We start from the raw sequence: 17231 nt of genomic DNA, 5'->3' as shown, positions 1-17231 counted from the left end.
GGTGCGCTCCTAGTGCTTCACGCTTGCGGAGTACGCCTTGGCCGACTCCGAGAGCGCCGTGGTCATCGACTTGTTCCCGAAGGGCTGCACGTCCTGCAGCTTCGGCCCGCCCGCGTAGGTCGAGGACCCGGTGGTCGGAATCCACGGCTGGGTGGAGTTCGGGTAGCCCTTCGACGCGTTGGCGGTCAGCCAGTCGGTCCAGGACAGCGACGGGGTCGGCACGTCGGGCTCGGTGGAGATCGAGCCGGTGGCCTTCACCCAGGCCGTGTAGTTGGTCTTCTCGGTGAAGAAGTCCAGGTATTCCAGGGCCAGTTTCTTGTGCTTCGCCCACACCGGGACGGACCACGACAGGTCGGGGGCGAGCGCCGGCCGGTTCCAGGCGGCGTTGTCGGTGCCGGGGACGGCGAAGAAGCCGAAGTCCAGCTTCGGGTTGGCCTGCGCGATGGTGTTGCCGTCGTACGAGCCGTCCACGAAGAAGGGGTAGTCGTCGGTGTTGGACGCCCACACCCCCGGCGCGGTCTGCGCGGGCACGCCTGCCGCGTTGGGCTCGATGTACGACATGATCTCCGCGTAGCGCCTGGCGGCGTCCTGGTACAGCGGGTCGTCCCAGTTCGCCTTTCCGTCCCAGAAGTCCTGGGCGCGCTGCTGGTAGACGGACTGCGCCTGCGAGGCCGGCTTGTCCTGCATCAGCAGCTGGTTGATGATCCCGGCCCAGATGATGTTCTGGTAGCCGTCCTTGCCGGCCACGTAGATCGGGCTCAGGCCCTTGGACTTCAGCAGCTTGAGGTCGGAGACGAACTCGTCGTACGTGGTCGGCACCTTGAGGCCGTACTTGTCGAGCAGGTCCTTCTTGTACCAGAGGCCGGTGTTGTTGACGTACTCGGCGGTCATCACGCCGTAGATGCCGTCCTGGTAGCCCATCGCGTACTTCTGCGCGGTGAGGTCGAAGCGCTTCATGAACGGCTGCTTGCTCAGGTCCATGAACTGGTTGTTGGCGATCAGCGCGGCGGTCCCGTTGACCTTGATGTCCGTCTGCTCCGGCGGGAACGCCGCCGGGGTGGGCGGGAACTGGGCCAGCACGTCCACGTTCTTCGAGGCCAGTAGCGAGTTCTGCAGCGTCGGCCAGGCGTTGGCGGCGGTCGGTGCGGTCTGCAGCTTGACCTTGACGCCGGGGTGCGCCTTCTCGAAGGCGGCGTTGATCTTCTTGGTCTGCGCCACCGCGGCGGCGTTGGTCCACTCGGCGACGACCAGGGTGTTCTCGGACGAACCCCCGCTGTCGCCGCTGCACGCGGAGAGCCCGGCGGCGGCCAGGGCGCAGGCGGCGGCAGCGGCCAGGACGCGGCTCGTACCGCTGAGCCCGCGGGGCCAAGGGGTGGTGAGGTAACGGCTTCTGTCGGCCATGTCGCTCCTCGGTAGGAGGTACGGGAAACGGCCGACGGGAGTCCCGGAGATTGATCCGAAGCATGTGGCTGCGTGAGCGGTGCGTCAAGGCGATGCGCAGGGAGAATTCTGACGGATGACAAAGAACTTCTCTTACAAAAGGCTGGTGGAAACGTCGGTATCCGCGCAACGGTGGTGGCATTTACGCAGGTGAATGGCACTGAATCGAAATCTTGGGGATGTTCTTCCGCTGAGCTGTTGTCTTGGTAACACTCATGGTTTTCCATAATCCCTGCCGCGCCGACGGGAGGCCCTGGAGAAGCACCGCCGGTCCGTGTCCCCGCTCAACTCACCCGGAAGGGCTCAGCCGATGCTGCGCACGTCGAAGTCCTCGAGACGCAGAACGGTTCCACTGCTCGCCGCCGCCGCGGCGGTCGTCGCCACCGCGGGCACGGTCGTACCGGCCGGCGCCGCGACGCCGGCCGCCACCGCCGCGCGGAGCGGTCCGTCCACCCTGTGGGCGACCCAGCTGCAGTTCGACGACCACGGCACCCCCTGGTCCACGGCCCAGTTCGAGGCCATCAGGGCCAAGGGGATGAACAGCGTCGAGATCAACATGCCTTGGGACCGGATCGAACCCGCCGAGGGCACCTTCGACTTCACCGCGCTCGACACCGAACTCGCCAACGCCGCGGCCGCCGGCATCCGTATCGTGCCGATCTTCTGGCAGGCCGGCTGGGGCGGCAGCCCCGCGTCCTGGATCACCAGCAGGGAGATCACCAGCGGCGGCGGCACCGGAATCGCCCCCGCCTGGTGGGACACCGGCGAACAGCAGGCCTACTTCGACTACGTCACCACCACCGTCCGGCACATCACCGGCAACTCCGGCTACGGCGGCTCGATCCTCAACTACGGCCGCCTGGACGCCCAGTGGGCCAACGACGGCAACGGCGGCTGGGCACCGGCCGACATCGCCTACTTCCACGACCACTGGCTGCCGCGCACCTACGGCACCGTCGCCCGCTTCAACACGGCCAACGGCACCGCCTACGGCTCCTTCGCCGAGGTGCCCGCGGCCACCCCGGGCCAGGCACTGGCCGGCGTCTACCAGAACTTCCGGCAGTGGAGCGTCCAGGACACCTACGACCGGCTGACCGCCGCCGTCCGCAAGGTCTCCCGCGGCCCGCTCTACTACTACTTCGGCGGACACATCGCGAACGCCCCCGACATCGGCAACCTGCCCGACATCTTCTTCGGCCTGGCCCGCAGGTACGACGTCACGGTCATCGAGGACGCCGCCCAGTCACCCGGCCTCACCCTCACCTTCGGCAGCCTGGCCCGCGGCTACCACGTCCGGCTCGCCCAGGAGTGGACCGCGCCCACCGAGGCCGAGATGCCGGCCCAGGCCGTCCAGTGGATCTCCAACTACGGCATGGGCTTCCCCTACGCCGGCGGCGAGGACTTCTTCATCCACGACGGCACCTCCAAGGACGTCATCGCCTACCCCATCTACACCGACGCGCTGCCGACCCTGCAGGGCCTGTCCGGCTCCTACCCGCAGGCACCGGTCGCGGTCTACGTCGACTACTCCAAGGCCTGGGGCAACGCCGCCGGCGGCAGCCTGAACGCCGTCGAGAACCAGCTCACCGCCCTGTGGTCGCGTCACCAGAGCGGGTTCACCGTGGTCACCAGCGACGAGGTGAAGAACCACGCGGCGGACCTGTCCAAGTTCCGCGCGGTACTGCCGCTGAACGGCGCCGACGCCAACGTGACGGCCTACCGGAAGGCCGGCGGCACCGTGCTGGACAGCGGAGACCAGCTCACCCGGTACGCTCCGGCGTACGCCGAACTCGCCAGCGCGCACGCCCTGCAGGTGGTGCCCACCACCGCTGCCGGCCACCACAGCGCACAGCTGGTGCTGGCCGAGATCAACCCCTACTTCCCGTACGACGGCGCCGTCGTCCTGCACCCCGCCGGGCTCGACCTGCGGGCCGGCCGCTACCACGCGGTGGACGCGGCGACCGGCAAGGCGCTGCCGCAGGTGCCGCAGAGCGACGGCGGCGCCTGCGTCCCGCTCCGCATGGGCACGGCCTCGCTCACCGAATGGAAACTGGTCCCCGGCCCGGCACCGGCCGGCACCCCCGTGCCCGGCTCGTGCTCCACCACCTCCGGCGGCGCCACCACCGTGGGCGCCACCGCGGGCGGCAACGACGGGTCGTCGGGCGCCGTCTTCCAGAACGTCGGCGCCACCGGCCTCGGCGCGGACGGCAACCTCGACACCGTCACCCTCGGCGGCCGGAGCGCCTACGAGACCTGGACCACCGCCCGGACGGGAGTCGGCAGCGCGAACGCCTACCTCCAGCTCGACCCGGGCAGCGCCGTGGCCCGCGCGGCCACCGTCACCGTCCAGGTCACCTACTGGTCCGAGGCGGGGCAGGGCTTCACAGTCCAGTACGACACCCCGGCCGACGCCTACCACAACGGGCCGACGGTCACCGGCGACGGCAGCGGCAGCTGGCAGACCGCCACGCTCACCCTCACCGGCGCACAGTTCGACCAGGCCCAGAACCTCCAGGCCGACCTCCGGCTCGCGGCCACCGACCCGGCGCAGCCGCTGTACATCCACAGCATCTCGCTCACCGCCGACGGGAACTGAGGGCGGCCCACCGGCCCACCGGCCCTCCGCCCCGAAGGAGAACCACTGTGCACGACGGCACCGAGCCCGCTCCGGAGATTCCCGGCGTCCGGGCGCCGACCAGCGATTGCGTCCACGGATACGATGCCTTCCGCCGGAGCGGTCCGGAGGGACCGCAGGGAAGGGGGACCACCACGGTGCGACCCACCCCGCCGCCGGTCCCCGGGAGGCCCCGTGTCCCGCCCCCGCTCGTCACGACCCGCCGCACCCGAGGCGGTGCCGGTGCCTGACGCTCCATCCCGGTCATCGGCGGAGGACGAACTCGACGTCCTCCGCCGTTGGGCGGCCGGCCCCGGGCCACGTGCCCTGCGCGCCTCGATCGTCCTGCAGGCCGCCCTCGGCCGCCACAACTCGGAGATCGCCCGCAGGCTCGGCGTCTCCCGGCAGACCGTCGCCACCTGGCGGCAGCGCTACGCGGCCGAGGGCCCGGCCGGGCTCGCCGGCCGCCCGCAGTCCGGGCGCCCCGGGGTCGTCGACGAGGGCGACGTGGTCACCGAGACCCTCCTGGCCCCGCCGGACCGGCGCTCCTCCCGCAGTGTGGGACGGCGGCTCGGCTGCTCGCACACCGCGGTCGCCGCCGCCCGCCGCCGCTGGAACCCGGGCCGGGCGGACCGGGGCCCGCTGCCCCCGCTGACCCCCGCCCTCGCCGACGGCGACGGCGAGGTGTGGGTGGTCGGTGTCCACCACGACACCGGCCGCACCCTGGTGCTGCTCGCTCTCCGGCAGCCCGTACCCGGCCAGTCGGCCGCCCCCGTGCTCAGGCCGCCCACGGACGCGCTGGCGGCCGTGGCCGCCGCGTTCACCGACGCGCTGGACCCGCACGGCCGTGCCGCTCCGGCCGGGCCCGCCGATCCGGCCGCCCGCCCGCCGGGCCGCCCGGCCGCCGAACCCGACCAGGCGGTGAGCGTCTTCCTCGCCGCCGCCCGCCGCGCCCACCCCCGGGCCGACCTCCACCTGGTCGTCCTGCGCGGCCCGGCCGCCGGGCTCGACGAGCTCTGCCGGCGGGCCCGGGTGACACTCCACCAGCCACCCGAGCGGACCGGCCCGGTGTCCTTCCTGCGCGCCGTACTCGCCCTGGACGCCGTCCGGCACCCGTCCTCCTCCGCCCGCGTCCTGCTGGACCTGGCGGCGGACCTGGCCGGCCCGGCACCGGTGCGCTGGATCCGGGAGCCGCTGCCGGCCGCGCCCGGCGAGAGCCCGCCCGGTGCAGCCGGGCCGCTGCGCGCGGCCGCACCGGCCGGCAGCGGCGGTGCCAACCAGATCGACCTCGGCTCGTTCAACGAGTGCGTGGTGATCGAGACGGTGCGGCTGGCCGGGGCGATCACCCGCGGCGAGATATCCGACCGCACCCGGCTGACCCAGCAGTCCGTCTCCCGCATCGCCCGTTCGCTGCTGGACCGCGGCCTGCTCGTCGAGGAACGCCGGCAGCACTCGACCGTCGGCAAGCCGCGCGGCCTGGTCCGGCTGCGGGACGACGCCGCGCACGCCCTCGGCATCCACATCGACCCGGAGGTGCTCACCGCGGTCCTCGTCGACCTCTCCGGCCGCATCGTGGCCCGCCGGGTCGAGAAGATCACCCCCGAGCCGCGACCCGGTGCGGTCGTCGCGCAGATCGCCGCCCTCGGCGAGGCCGTCCTCGCCAACAGCGGGCAGGCGGTGCGCGAGAACAGCTTCCTCGGGCTCGGGGTGGTGGTGCCCGGCCCGGTCGACACCGTCTCGGGCACGGTCCTGGACCCGCCGCTGATGGGCGTCCTCAAGGACGTTCCGCTGCGCAGCCTCCTCGAACAGCGCTTCTCCTGCCCGATCCTGGTGGAGAAGGACTCCACCGCCGCCGCCGTCGGCGAGCGCTGGATCGGCCGCGAGAGCCGCGCCCGCGACTTCGTCTACCTCTACCTCGGCACGGGCGTGGGCGCGGGGCTGATCCTCAACGGCGACATCTACCGCGGACTCACCGCCAACGCGGGGGAGTTCGGGCAGCTGTGCGCGGTCACGCTGGGCCGTGTCGAGCCCTCGGGCCGGCCCGAGGTGCTGCCCGAGTGCAACCCGGCACGCCACGTGCTCACCCGCGCCGACGGCCCTCGCGTGGCGGGTGCGGCCGGCCAGGTGCCGAAGGACCCCCCGACGGTCCGCGAGGCCGCCCAGGCGATCGGCAGGGGCGCCCTGGCGCTGATCGACCTGCTCGACGTCGGCCTGGTCGTGGTCGGCGGACCGTTCTGCACCGGCCCCGCCGCCGACGTCTACCTCACCGAGATCGAACGGGCCGTCAACGACTTCCCGACCGCCCGCAGGCTGCGCCGGGTCCACGTCGAACGCTCCGTGAGCATCCACGAGGCGGCCGCCGTCGGCGCCGCCTCGACCCTCTTCCACGCCGCCTTCACCCCGCGGCTGCGCCGGCACCCGTGAACCCCACGGGTGCCGGCGCGGGCCCTCGGGCGGCTCAGCCCACGGCCACCGCGAACACGTGCAGGGACACCTGGTTCACCGCGACCGGCGCGCCCAGGTCCGGCAGGGTGAGACAGGCCGGGGTCCTCCCGGCCGCCAGCGGCACCGTCTGCGCGTAGACGCTCACCCGCTGGTCCTTCCTGCCGTCCCCCGTGTCGAGGTACGGGGTGGAGGCGAGGATGTCACCGCCGGGCGGGGCGGTGTTGGACCACCAGTCCGGGAAGGTCAGCGAGAACGCCTGGGTGCTGCCGTCGGTGTAGGTGATCAGCCCGGACCCGGACCCGGAGCCGGAGCCGTCGCCGTACGCGCTGGTGCCGAGCAGACCCAGCTTCGTGGCCCCGGCCGGGACCCCGGTGAGCGGGACCGTCTGGCCGAGCGCGGCGATGTTGTCTTAGCCGCCGGTACCGGTGACGGGCCAGTCGTAGCTGAGCCCGCCGGGCACCGAACTGCGGCTGGCCGGACGGCATGTGCTGGCGATCGGCGCCGAGGTCAACGTCGACTACCTGACCCTGCTGGTGGTCGACCTGGCGAACCGTCAGGTGCACCACTGGCACCGCCCCTTCGACGCCCACCGGGCCGGTGCGGAGGCCAGCCTCGCCGCCCTCGCCCAGGCGTGCTCCGCATGGCTGGACTCCCTCCCGGAGCGGCCGGCCGGCGAACGCGCGCCGTTCGTCGCGGGCCTCGGCGTGGCCGTCCCCGGTCTGGTGGACGAGCGCCGCGGGAGGGTGGGCCGGGCCCCCAACCTCGGCTGGCACGACGTGCCGGTGGCCGAACTGCTGACCGCCGGGCTCGGTGACCGCGTCGGCCCGGTGACGGTCGGCAACGAGGCCAACCGGGCCGCCCTCGCCGAGTACCGGGTCGGCAGCCACGCCGGCACCGGGCACCTGGTGTACGTCACCGGCGACGTGGGCATCGGCGGCGGCCTGATCGTGCAGGGCCGGCCGCTGCTGGGCGCCCGGGGGTACGGCGGCGAGGTCGGCCACATGCTCCTGGACCCGGCGGGCCCGCTGTGCGGCTGCGGGCGGCGCGGCTGCTGGGAGGCGTTCGTGGGGCTGGAGGCACTGCTCGCCGAGGTCGCCGAGCCGTCCGCCGGGCCCGGTGCGGGGGAGTCCTCCGAGGAACGGATCGCCCGCGTGGTCCGGCGCGCCGAGCAGGGCGACGCGACCGTGCTGGCCGCACTGGCCCGGCTCGCGGAGCACGTCGGGACCGGCTGCGCCAACATCGCGGCGTTGTTCGACCCCGACGTGATCGTCCTGGGCGGCTACTTCACCGCGGTGGCCCGCTGGATCATGGCCCCCGCCCGCACCGCGCTCGCGGCCCGGCTGCTCGCGCCCCCGGCCCCGGGGACGGGCGAGCTGGCCGTCTCCGGCCTGGGCTTCGCCGCCGCGGCCCGCGGCGCCGCCACGCACATCATCGACCGCGTGATCAGCGATCCCCACCTTCTGCTCGTCACGCGGAGGCACTGACGGGGGGCAGCCGACAACACGCCGTACGTACGTCCTCACCTTGCGTCACTCCGCCGCCGCCCCGCGCCCGCCGCCCCGGGGCCCGCGTCTTGCCCGTCCCGGGGGCCGGGGGCACGCTGGTGGCATGAGCGTTCACGAGAGCCCCACGCTCATCACGTCCGTGCAACGTGCCTTCCGCCTGCTGGAGGCGGTGAGCGCGCACGAGAACGGCGCGCCCGCGAAGCAGCTGGCCAGGGAGACGGGCCTGCCCCTGGCCACCGCCTACCACCTGCTGCGGACGATGGTCCACGACGGGTACCTGCGGAAGCTGGGCGACGGCGGCTTCGTCCTCGGCGAGAAGCTGGGCACGCTGCACGCCACAGGCCAGAGCCAGGCGCTGCTCAGCCGGGTCCGGCCGACCCTCGCCGCGCTCCGTGACGAGCTGGGCACCGCCACCTACCTCACGTTCTACGAGGGGGGCGAGATCAGCGTCGCCGAGATCGTCGACGGCCCGCGCACCCCCCGGGTCGACCTCTGGGTGGGGTTCGAGGACGCCGGGCACGCCACCGCTCTGGGCAAGTCCGTGCTGCGCGAACTGGACGAGGACGCCCGCCGCGACTACCTCTCCCGGCACGATCTCGCCGACCTGACGCCGCGCACCATCACCAGCCTCCCCGAGCTGCTGCGGAGCCTCGACGCCGCTCCTCTGGCGCCGGCCGTCACGGACCTTGAGGAGTACGCACTGGGCACGGTGTGCGTGGCCGTGCCCATCTACCGCGGTGACGTCCTCGGCTCGCTCGGCGTCTCCCTCCCGGCGGAACGGCTCAGCCGCCTCCCGGAGGTCAGGGCCCGGCTGATCCCGACCGCGGACCGTGTGACCAGGGGTCTCTCGCTCACTATCTGAAATCCCGCTCCTTGTGGCTCGCTGACCGAACCCCTTTCCTGGATGAAACGGACAAGCCGGGCTTATGGCCCGCACGGGTGAGGATTGCGGACAGAGACATGAGTCAGGCGCGAGAGCAAGGTGACAGCCACCGGCCGTGGTGGCCGCTCGGGAAACCGGCGGCCGGGCCCGGGGCACCGGTCCCCAGGCGGGCCGCCTCACAGCTGTCCGCCGGCATGCCCGTCGCGCCGGTTCTGATCGTCTTCGGCATCGCGTTCTTCGACGTCGTCGGCGGGTCGGGGATGTTCTGGCTCCCGCTGCTGGCGGCCGGTCCGGCGCTGGCCGCCAGTACCAACGGCCCCCGGGGCGTCCTGTGCGTGGGGTTCCTCGCCGCGGCGCTGGGCGCGAGCCTGGGCGTCCGGGACGCGGGTCCGGGGCACGAGCTGGCGGCCGTTCTCTCGGCACTGCTGGCCGTCACCCTGGCGAGCGCCCTGGCCAGCGCACTGCGCGGTCGGCGGGAACGGGTGCTCGCAGCCGTCCGCTCGGTCGCGGAGGCCGCGCAGCACGCCGTCCTCAAGCCCATCCCGGAGACCGTCGGCCCGTTCCGGGTCGCGGTCCGCTACAGCGCGGCGGCGGCGGAGGCCCGCATCGGCGGCGATCTCTACGCCGTGGTGCCCACCCCGCACGGGGTCAGGCTGATCGTCGGCGACGTACGCGGCAAGGGGCTCCCGGCTGTGGAGATCGCCGCGCTCGTCCTCGGTGTCTTCCGCGAGGCCGCCTACGACGAGCCCGATCTCCTCGCCGTCGTCGGCAGGATCGAGCGCAGCCTGGCGCGCAACCTCGGCCCCGACGACTTCGTCACCGCGGTGGTCGTCGGACACCCGCGCCCCGGGCAGCTGGAGGTGGTCAACTGCGGCCACGCGCCTCCCCTGCTGATACCCGCCTCGGGGGGTGTGTCCGCGGTCGAGGCCACCCACCCGGCTCCGCCGCTCGGACTGCGCGTCCTCGTCGACGAGCCCCCCTGCCTGGAGATCCTGCCCTTCGCCGAGGGCGACCAGCTGCTGCTCTACACCGACGGGGTCATCGAGGCCCGCGACCCGGCCCGTGAGTTCTACCCGCTGGCCGAAAGGGTGGCCCGCCACGTGTCCGGCGAGCCGGAGCACATCCTCTCCGCGGTCCACGACGAACTGCTGGCACATGTGGGCGGCCGGCTGCACGACGACGCGGCGCTGCTCCTGCTCCGCATGCAGGACGTGGCGGAACCGGTTCCGTCCGGGTCGGAGGAATCGGCGGAATCGGAAGATGGGGAAGCGGCAGTCCGGGAAGCGGAGGGGTGCGGGGGCCGCGAGTCCGTCCCCGCGGTGTCGCGCACCCGGTCCGTCGCCTTCAACGCGGACGGGGGGCGGCGGTTCGCCGGCGTGTTCTCGTCGGGGGCCGGCCGCTGACCGAGGGGGGTACCCCCATGCCCGGAGGGGCGCTCACACCGAGACGAGTTCCGCCCACCGGGTGACCGCACCCGGGTGCGTGTGCATGCCGTACCGGGTCGCCAGCGCGTGGACGATCTCCTCGCCCCGGCCGTGCTCGTCCGGGTCTATCCCGGCGGGCGGCTGTCCCGCCGTACGCGCGGGACCCGCGTCCGTGACCTCGATGCGCAGGGTGCCGAGTCCGGCGTCGCGCGTCCACGCGAGCCGCAGCACCGCCGGGGGCAGCGCATGGATCATCGCGTTGGTCAGCAGTTCCGACACCACCAGCAAGGCGTCCTCGATGACGTCCGGGGACACCTTCCAGGCGGCCAGAACCGCGCCGGCCTGCCGTCGTACGTCCGGTACGGCACCGGCGACGGGCGGCATCGGGAAGACGTATTCGCTTGCCCCCCGCACCCGCGTGTTGAGCTGTACCGCCATCTCGTGTCTCCAGGGGTCAGTGCCACAGGCCCTGCATCACGCACCTCGGCACGTCGCCAGGCCTCAAAGCACGCTAAAGAGACACGGCGGGTCGGGTCAATGAACGTGGGTCGGCATTACCGAACGCCGCCCCACGCGCCGCCGCCGCGGCGGCCCTCCGCACGCACGGCAGACCTTCCGGGACGGTAATAAGCTCGCTTCATGACCGGTCCGGTCCAGTCGATCGAACGGGCGGCCGCGATCCTGCGCCTGCTCGCCGGTGGGCCTCGCCGACTCGGGCTCGGGGAGGTGGCGGCCTCGCTCGGGCTGGCCAAGGGGACCGCCCACGGCATTCTGCGCACGCTCCAGCACGTGGACTTCGTGGAGCAGGACGCGACCACCGGGAAATACCAGCTCGGAGCGGCTCTGCTGCACCTCGGCACGAGCTATCTCGACGTCAACGAGCTCCGGTCGCGGTCCATCAACTGGGCCGACGCCCTGGCCGCCCGCAGCGGGGAGGCGGTGCGCCTGGGCACCCCCCTGGAGGGCATGGTCCTGGTCGTCCACCACGTGTTCCGGCCGGACGACACCCTCCAGACCCTGGACGTGGGCGCGCTGCTGCCGCTGCACGCCTCCTCGCTGGGCAAGGTGCTGCTGGCCTACGGCACCGCCACCGTCGACTCCGCCGTGGAATCGGGGCTGGACGCGTACACCCGGCACACCCTGGTCACCCAGGAGCAGCTCACCCGGGCGCTCGCCGAGGTCCGGGAAGCGGGCTGGGCGACCGAGGTCCAGGAGATGAGCATGGGCGAGGCGGGGCTCGCCGTGCCGATCCGGGGGCACGGCGGACTCGTCGTCGGCGCCATCGGGCTGTCCGGCCCCGTCGAGCGGATCTGCGACAGCCAGGGCCGGCCCCGGCCCAGCCTGATCACACTGATCCGGGAGGCCGCGAGAGCGATCTCCCGGGACCTGGGAGCCGCCCGCTGGTAAGTCCCCTCGCCCCCACGCCCACTCCGCGACCCACCGGAAGGCGGACCCGATCATGGTGGAACGCTATGTGATGTCCATCGATCAGGGCACCAATTCCACGCGATGCATCCTGTTCGACCGGGGCGGGCGGCTGGTGTCGGTCGCGCAGCGTGAGCACCAGCAGCACTTCCCCAGACCCGGCTGGGTCGAGCACGACGCGGTGGAGATCTGGCACAACCTGCGACGGGTGATGTCCGAGGTCCTGACCGGCGCCGGTACGGCGGTGGACGCGAGCCAGGTCGCCGCCATCGGCCTGGCCAACCAGCGGGAGACGACCGTGGTCTGGGACCGGCGTACGGGCGTCCCGCTGGGCCGCGCGCTCGTCTGGCAGGACACGCGCACGGCGCCGCTGGTCGAGGAACTCAGGATCCGGCCCGGCGAGGAGTTCTTCCTCGACCGGTGCGGCCTGCCGCCCTCCACCTACTTCTCGGCGCTGCGCATCCGCTGGCTCTTCGACCACGTCAAGGGACTCGAACAGCGTGCGAAGGACGGCGAGGTGCTGTTCGGCACGATGGAGAGCTGGCTGATCTGGAACCTCACCGGCGGTGCCGACGGCGGTCTGCACATCACCGACGCCACCAACGCCAGCCGCACCATGCTGATGAACATCCGCACGCTCGCCTGGGACGAGGAACTCCTGGCGTTCTTCGGCGTCCCGCGTCCGATGCTGCCCGAGATCCGGTCCTCCGCGGAGACCTACGGCGAGGCCCGCTCGCAGCTTCCCGGCGTGCCCATCGCGGCCGCACTCGGCGACCAGCAGGCGGCGCTCTTCGGCCAGACCTGCTTCTCCCCGGGCGAGGCCAAGTGCACGTACGGAACGGGCAGCTTTCTACTGCTCAACACCGGTACCGACGTCGTGCGGTCCCGGCACGGACTGCTCACGACCGTCGCCTACAAGATCGGGGACCGGCCGCCGGTCTACGCCCTGGAAGGCTCGATAGCCGTCACCGGCGCGCTGGTCCAGTGGTTCCGCGACCGGCTGGGTCTGATCAACAGCGCGCCGGAGATCGAGACACTCGCCCGGACCGTCGAGGACAACGGCGGCTGCTACATCGTCCCCGCCTTCTCCGGTCTGTTCGCACCCCGCTGGCGCAGCGACGCCCGCGGGGTCATCGTCGGCCTCACCTCCTACATCACCAGCGGGCACCTGGCCCGGGCGGTCCTGGAGGCCACGGGCTGGCAGACGCGCGAGGTCGTCGACGCCATGAACGCCGACTCCTCGGTGGCACTGAAGGAGCTGAAGGTGGACGGGGGCATGACGGCGGACAACCTGCTCATGCAGTTCGTCGCCGACGTGCTCGACGTGCCCGTCGTACGGCCCATGGTCTCCGAGACGGTCTCCCTGGGGGCGGGCTACGCCGCGGGGCTCGCCGCGGGCTACTGGCCGGACCTTGAGGTCCTGCGCCGCAACTGGCACCCGGCCGCCCGGTGGCTGCCGGGAATGGACCCCGGCCACCGGGAGTCGGAGTACGACAACTGGCAGCGGGCCGTCGAACGGTCGCTGGGCTGGATCAGGTCGCCCGGGTCGTCCTGAGCGTTCTCCTTTCCGGGACCTGTTTTCCGCCGCCAGTTCCCGCGCTTTCTTTCCGTGTCCTTTCCGCTTCCCTTCGGCCTTATGTTGGCTCGGTGGAATCCGGTCCGGGCGGCCCCTAGCGTTCTTTCACGGGCGCTTTCACGGGCGCTTTCACGCAGGAGAAGCGAGCGAGGAGCGAAGGGGGAACATGTCCGTATTTCCGTCCAGTGAAATGGCCGTGAAGGTCTTCAGCAGTCTGTTCACCGTATTGCTGGAGGACGACGATTTCGTGGCGCGGGCCCGGCAGGAGGGACTGTCCGTCCGGCTCGTGCACACGAAGCCCGACTGCGAGCTCTTCGTGTCGCCGCAGGACGGCGTCCGCATCGGCGGCGAACAGGCGCGGCCGGCGGCGATCACCCTCCGGATGTCCTGCGACACGGCGCACGCGCTGTGGATGGGGCGGCTCCTGGTGCCCGTCGCCGTCGCCACGGGCCGGCTCCGGATCCGCGGCAGGGTCGCCAAGGTACTGGAGCTGGTGCCCATGCTGCGGCCCGCGTTCGACCGGTACCCCGACATCGCGGCCGCCGCCGGTATCGGCGCGTGAACCGCCGTGCGGCGAACCGTCCCGAACACCGAACCCACGCACAAGGAGTGACACCGCACGTGAACACCGCTCTCTCCGAATCCGTGTCCGAGGCGACGCTGAACTTCGACGTGCTGCCGAACGACGTCGAGCAGTTCCGGGCGGCCGCAAAGGAATTCGCCCGGAACGTCGTCGAACCCCGCGTACAGGAAATGGACCAGAAACCGGCCGCGCATTTCGACTGGGACCTCGTCGGCCGGGGCCACCGGATCGGTCTCACCCGCGCTGCGGTCCCGAAGGAGTACGGCGGCCTCGGCGTGGGGATGCTGGGCGTCGCCACCGCACTGGAGGAGGTGGCCGCGGTCTGCCCGGGCACGGCACTGGTCTTCGGCGCCACCCTGCTCGGCCAGGCGCCGATCCTGCTGTCCGGCGACCCGCGGCTGCAGGCCCGCTTCCTGCCGCTGTTCTCGGGCGACGAACCGGTCCTCGCCTGCAACGCGGTCACCGAGGAGGACGCCGGCTGCGACCTCATCATCCCCTCCCAGGCGGAACACGCGCGCAACGTGACGACCGCCCGCCGGGACGGCGACGACTACGTCCTCACCGGCCGCAAGCGGTTCATCACCAACGCGAAGGTCGCCGTGTTCGCCTCCGTGTTCGCCACCATGGAGGGCAGCCGAGGGGCGACCGGGCTCACCTCCTTCATCGTCCCCCTCGACCTGCCCGGCGTGGTCCGCGGACCCGTGGCGGACAAGATGGGATACCGCGCCTGCCTCGGCAGCGAGCTGGAGTTCCACGAGGTCCGGGTGCCCGCCGAGTACATGATCGGCGCGGAGGGCGAGGGCATGGCCATCAACATGGCGCAGAGCAACATGGCGCGCGCCGCGGTGGCCGGCATCTCCACCGGCGTGGCCCGCAGCGCCCTGGAACGGGCGATCGCCTGGTGCGGCGAGCGGGTCCAGGGCGGACGCCCCCTCAAGGACCAGCAGTTCACGGCGGCGAAGCTGGCCGGCATGGCCGCCAAGGTCGACGCCGCCCGCATGCTGTACCTGCGGGCGGCGGACAAGGTCGACAACGAACTGCCGCCGCCGGTCTACGAACCGGCCGCGGCCAAGCTGTTCGCGGACCGGACCGCGATCGACGTCGCGGAGACGGCCCTGTCCCTGCTCGGCGCACGCGGCTACCTGCGCTCCTACGGCGTGGAGAAGACGATGCGGGACGCGCTGGGCACCCGCATCTACGAGGGCACCCCCGAGGTCCTGGCACTCGCCGTCACCGAGAGCCTCTACGCCGAGAAGGACGAGTGGTGAGCGCCGCCGGCCGCGCCGCCGGCCCCGCCTTACCCGGTACCCCGGCCCCGGAGCCCGCCGCCGGCCGGGACCCCCGCGCCCGGCGCTACGCCCGGGACATCATCAGCCTCCACGACCGGCTCAGCTACCGCCGGCTGCCCCTGGAGCTGAGGGGCGACCCGCTCTCCCTCGTCGAGGACCCCGACGGTGCCCTGGTCACCGTCACCGGCCGCGACAGCCAGTTCCCCTCCCGCTACCTCAAGGGGATGCTGGGGTTCCGTCTCGCCCAGTACCTCCGGCTGAACTGGATCTCCGCCGAAGCGGTCCACCGCACCGGGGCCTTCCACGAACCGCTGCCGCACTCGCCCGTGGAGAACATCCACACCGTCACGCTGTGCGCGCGCTCCGGGAAGATCCGCGGCTACGTGGGACTGGCCTGCTCGGCGGACCCCGAGAGCCTGCCCCTGGACTCCGCGTGCCGTACCCCGTTCCCGACGGAGGCCGCGCACGGCATCGACCTGCTGGGCAGGTACGCACGGCCCGGCCTGGGCACCCACCAGGCCTTCGAGTTCAAGCGGTTCCTGCGCGACCAGACGATGCCGCGCGACGAGCAGCACACCCGCGTTCCCTGGCACCTCATGCTCGGCATCGGCGAGGCGCTGCTCGCACTGGGCGACGGCGTGCGCGTGGTGCTGGGCGACGCCAAGGAGCACGTCGCCCTGCGCCATCTGCGGCTGGTCGGCTTCGACCTGCACGTCGTCGAGGGCACCGCGCCGTCCCTGTGCGCGTCGGACCCCATGGCACCGATCTACCGGCAGACGGTGGTGGCCAAGCCGTTCGCCGCCCCGGTGCCCGCCGACATCGCCTGGTACCGGGACGTGGTCCGCTCCTACCTCGACGGGACGAGCGACCTGGCCTCCTGGCAGGCCGTGATCACCACCCTGGCCGCACGCAGGACGCGCACGGGACACCGTCCCGACCCCGCACGAGGAGGGACTCGCAGGTGAACGACGGCGACCGGGAACCGATGCCCGAGACGGCCGGAGGGCCCGCGGCGAAAGCGCGGTTCTACGCCGAACTGACCGCCCGCAACGCCGGCGTGGTGCCCGAGGCCGATCAGTGGGCGCTGCGCACGGCCACCGTCCTGGTGGCCGGCTGCGGATCGATCGGCGGCGCGGCCGTCGAACCGCTCACCCGGCTGGGCCTGCAGAAGTTCGTCCTCGCCGACCCGGGGACGTACGAACTCAACAACCTCAACCGGCAGTCGGCGACCGTCGCCGACCTCGACCGGAACAAGGCCGCGCTGGCCGGGGACCGGGTGCGGGCGATCAACCCGAACGCCTCGGTCGAGGTGTTCACCGAAGGGGTCACCGGACAGACCGTCGAGAAGCTGACGGCCTCCTGCCAGGTGGTCATCGACGGGGTGGACGTCACGACCCCCGAGGGCTGGCGGGCCAAGCTCCTGCTGCACCGCCACGCCGTACAGCGGCGACTGCCCCTGATCACCGGCTGGGACATGGCGGGCACCCAGTACGTGCGCTGCTACGACTACCGGTACGTCCGCGAACCGTTCGCGGGGGCCCTCGGCCCGCACGACGCCGACCGCTACGACATGTGGGACCTGCTCCGCCGGGCCGTGCCGCTGCGGCACGTGCCCACCGACATGCTGGCCGAGATCCGGGCCAACCACGCCCGGACCGACTACAGCTTTCCGCAGGTCGCCTACACGGCCATGGCGTTCGGTGTGATCAGCTCCCACATGGTGGTGCGGCTGCTGACCGGGCAGCGGGTGCGGCCCGAGGTCCGTCTCGACGTGCACCAGAAGGCCAGGCCGCTCGGGGAGCGGTGGCGGACCCGGGCGCGATGGCCGGTGGAGCTGGGGGCGCTGCTGCCGGAGCTGCTGCGGCTGGCCCGGCGGTCCGGCGCGGGCCGGGCACCGCTGGCCGCGGTCGACCGCGACGTCTCCTGAGCCGCCGGGCCCGAAGTTCCGACCCACGGCCGCGCGTTCACCGGCGAAGCACCGGGTGCGAACGCGCGGCCGCATGACGCAGGCCGGGCGCGGCCGGGCCGCCGGCGCGCGCCCGCGCAG

The 17231-nt window shown here is 72.5% G+C and carries 14 protein-coding genes; 11 read left to right on the top strand and 3 right to left on the bottom strand.

Annotated features, from left to right (window positions below; genetic code table 11):
* Positions 1 to 9 precede the first annotated feature (9 nt).
* Positions 10 to 1401 carry an extracellular solute-binding protein gene (locus ACFZB3_RS28920; protein ID WP_391380216.1) on the bottom strand — a complete coding sequence of 464 codons (1392 nt, stop codon included), beginning with the start codon at positions 1399 to 1401 and terminating at the stop codon, positions 10 to 12.
* A gap of 349 nt (positions 1402 to 1750) precedes the next feature.
* Between ACFZB3_RS28920 and ACFZB3_RS28915 the strand changes: the two genes are divergently transcribed.
* Together ACFZB3_RS28915 and ACFZB3_RS28910 are read left to right on the top strand one after the other, a co-directional pair.
* On the top strand, positions 1751 to 4036 hold the full coding sequence (locus tag ACFZB3_RS28915) for a beta-galactosidase (RefSeq protein WP_391380214.1): 2286 nt from the start codon (positions 1751 to 1753) through the stop codon (positions 4034 to 4036).
* A gap of 261 nt (positions 4037 to 4297) precedes the next feature.
* Entirely contained in the window at positions 4298 to 6478 is a 2181-nt protein-coding gene (locus ACFZB3_RS28910) for an ROK family protein (RefSeq protein WP_391380212.1), read from the top strand.
* Between the two features lie 34 nt (positions 6479 to 6512).
* On the opposite strand, the gene ACFZB3_RS28905 is transcribed toward ACFZB3_RS28910, so the two are convergent.
* Complete coding sequence (locus tag ACFZB3_RS28905) at positions 6513 to 6644, bottom strand: hypothetical protein (protein WP_391380210.1); 132 nt, start codon at positions 6642 to 6644, stop codon at positions 6513 to 6515.
* Between the two features lie 340 nt (positions 6645 to 6984).
* On the opposite strand from ACFZB3_RS28905, the gene ACFZB3_RS28900 reads away from it, so the two are divergent.
* The 3 genes from ACFZB3_RS28900 (at position 6985) to ACFZB3_RS28890 (ending at position 10290) form a co-directional block, all read left to right on the top strand.
* Positions 6985 to 7983, top strand: a complete 999-nt coding sequence (locus ACFZB3_RS28900; RefSeq protein ID WP_391380208.1) for an ROK family protein — start codon at positions 6985 to 6987, stop codon at positions 7981 to 7983.
* Between the two features lie 124 nt (positions 7984 to 8107).
* On the top strand, positions 8108 to 8866 hold the full coding sequence (locus tag ACFZB3_RS28895; RefSeq protein ID WP_391380206.1) for an IclR family transcriptional regulator C-terminal domain-containing protein: 759 nt from the start codon (positions 8108 to 8110) through the stop codon (positions 8864 to 8866).
* Positions 8867 to 8964: 98 nt separating this feature from the next.
* Complete coding sequence (locus ACFZB3_RS28890) at positions 8965 to 10290, top strand: SpoIIE family protein phosphatase (protein WP_391380204.1); 1326 nt, start codon at positions 8965 to 8967, stop codon at positions 10288 to 10290.
* A 33-nt stretch (positions 10291 to 10323) separates the two neighbouring features.
* On the opposite strand, the gene ACFZB3_RS28885 is transcribed toward ACFZB3_RS28890, so the two are convergent.
* A complete protein-coding gene (locus ACFZB3_RS28885; RefSeq protein ID WP_391380201.1) occupies positions 10324 to 10749 on the bottom strand; it encodes an ATP-binding protein in 426 nt (141 codons plus the stop codon).
* Positions 10750 to 10950: 201 nt separating this feature from the next.
* Between ACFZB3_RS28885 and ACFZB3_RS28880 the strand changes: the two genes are divergently transcribed.
* The 6 genes from ACFZB3_RS28880 to ACFZB3_RS28855 all read left to right on the top strand — a co-directional run bounded on the left by ACFZB3_RS28880 (position 10951) and on the right by ACFZB3_RS28855 (position 17111).
* A complete protein-coding gene (locus tag ACFZB3_RS28880; protein WP_391380199.1) occupies positions 10951 to 11718 on the top strand; it encodes an IclR family transcriptional regulator C-terminal domain-containing protein in 768 nt (255 codons plus the stop codon).
* 52 nt (positions 11719 to 11770) lie between these two features.
* Positions 11771 to 13291, top strand: coding sequence for a glycerol kinase GlpK (gene glpK, locus ACFZB3_RS28875; RefSeq protein ID WP_391380197.1), 1521 nt, complete (start codon positions 11771 to 11773; stop codon positions 13289 to 13291).
* Positions 13292 to 13478: 187 nt separating this feature from the next.
* A complete protein-coding gene (locus ACFZB3_RS28870; protein ID WP_391380195.1) occupies positions 13479 to 13874 on the top strand; it encodes a hypothetical protein in 396 nt (131 codons plus the stop codon).
* A gap of 59 nt (positions 13875 to 13933) precedes the next feature.
* On the top strand, positions 13934 to 15163 hold the full coding sequence (locus ACFZB3_RS28865; RefSeq protein WP_391380193.1) for an acyl-CoA dehydrogenase family protein: 1230 nt from the start codon (positions 13934 to 13936) through the stop codon (positions 15161 to 15163).
* A complete protein-coding gene (locus tag ACFZB3_RS28860) occupies positions 15160 to 16149 on the top strand; it encodes a hypothetical protein (RefSeq protein WP_391380191.1) in 990 nt (329 codons plus the stop codon). The genes ACFZB3_RS28865 and ACFZB3_RS28860 overlap by 4 nt, the downstream gene beginning before the upstream one ends.
* Positions 16146 to 17111 (top strand): ThiF family adenylyltransferase, encoded by a 966-nt coding sequence (locus ACFZB3_RS28855; protein WP_391380189.1) that lies wholly within the window; start codon positions 16146 to 16148, stop codon positions 17109 to 17111. The genes ACFZB3_RS28860 and ACFZB3_RS28855 overlap by 4 nt, the downstream gene beginning before the upstream one ends.
* The last annotated feature ends 120 nt before the right edge of the window (positions 17112 to 17231 follow it).

This window comes from Streptomyces sp. NPDC008092 (assembly GCF_042957285.1).
Taxonomy (GTDB): domain Bacteria; phylum Actinomycetota; class Actinomycetes; order Streptomycetales; family Streptomycetaceae; genus Streptomyces.
Note: the sequence above shows the minus strand (reverse complement) of the source record. Positions and strands in the feature narration are given on the sequence as shown.

Excerpts from the sequence above, each read along its gene's own strand:
- ACFZB3_RS28920 (WP_391380216.1), bottom strand. The coding sequence starts at position 1,401 with ATGGCCGACAGAAGCCGTTACCTCACCACCCCTTGGCCCCGCGGGCTC.
- ACFZB3_RS28915 (WP_391380214.1), top strand. The coding sequence starts at position 1,751 with ATGCTGCGCACGTCGAAGTCCTCGAGACGCAGAACGGTTCCACTGCTC.
- ACFZB3_RS28895 (WP_391380206.1), top strand. The coding sequence starts at position 8,108 with ATGAGCGTTCACGAGAGCCCCACGCTCATCACGTCCGTGCAACGTGCC.
- ACFZB3_RS28890 (WP_391380204.1), top strand. The coding sequence starts at position 8,965 with ATGAGTCAGGCGCGAGAGCAAGGTGACAGCCACCGGCCGTGGTGGCCG.
- ACFZB3_RS28885 (WP_391380201.1), bottom strand. The coding sequence starts at position 10,749 with ATGGCGGTACAGCTCAACACGCGGGTGCGGGGGGCAAGCGAATACGTC.
- ACFZB3_RS28880 (WP_391380199.1), top strand. The coding sequence starts at position 10,951 with ATGACCGGTCCGGTCCAGTCGATCGAACGGGCGGCCGCGATCCTGCGC.
- glpK (WP_391380197.1), top strand. The coding sequence starts at position 11,771 with ATGGTGGAACGCTATGTGATGTCCATCGATCAGGGCACCAATTCCACG.
- ACFZB3_RS28870 (WP_391380195.1), top strand. The coding sequence starts at position 13,479 with ATGTCCGTATTTCCGTCCAGTGAAATGGCCGTGAAGGTCTTCAGCAGT.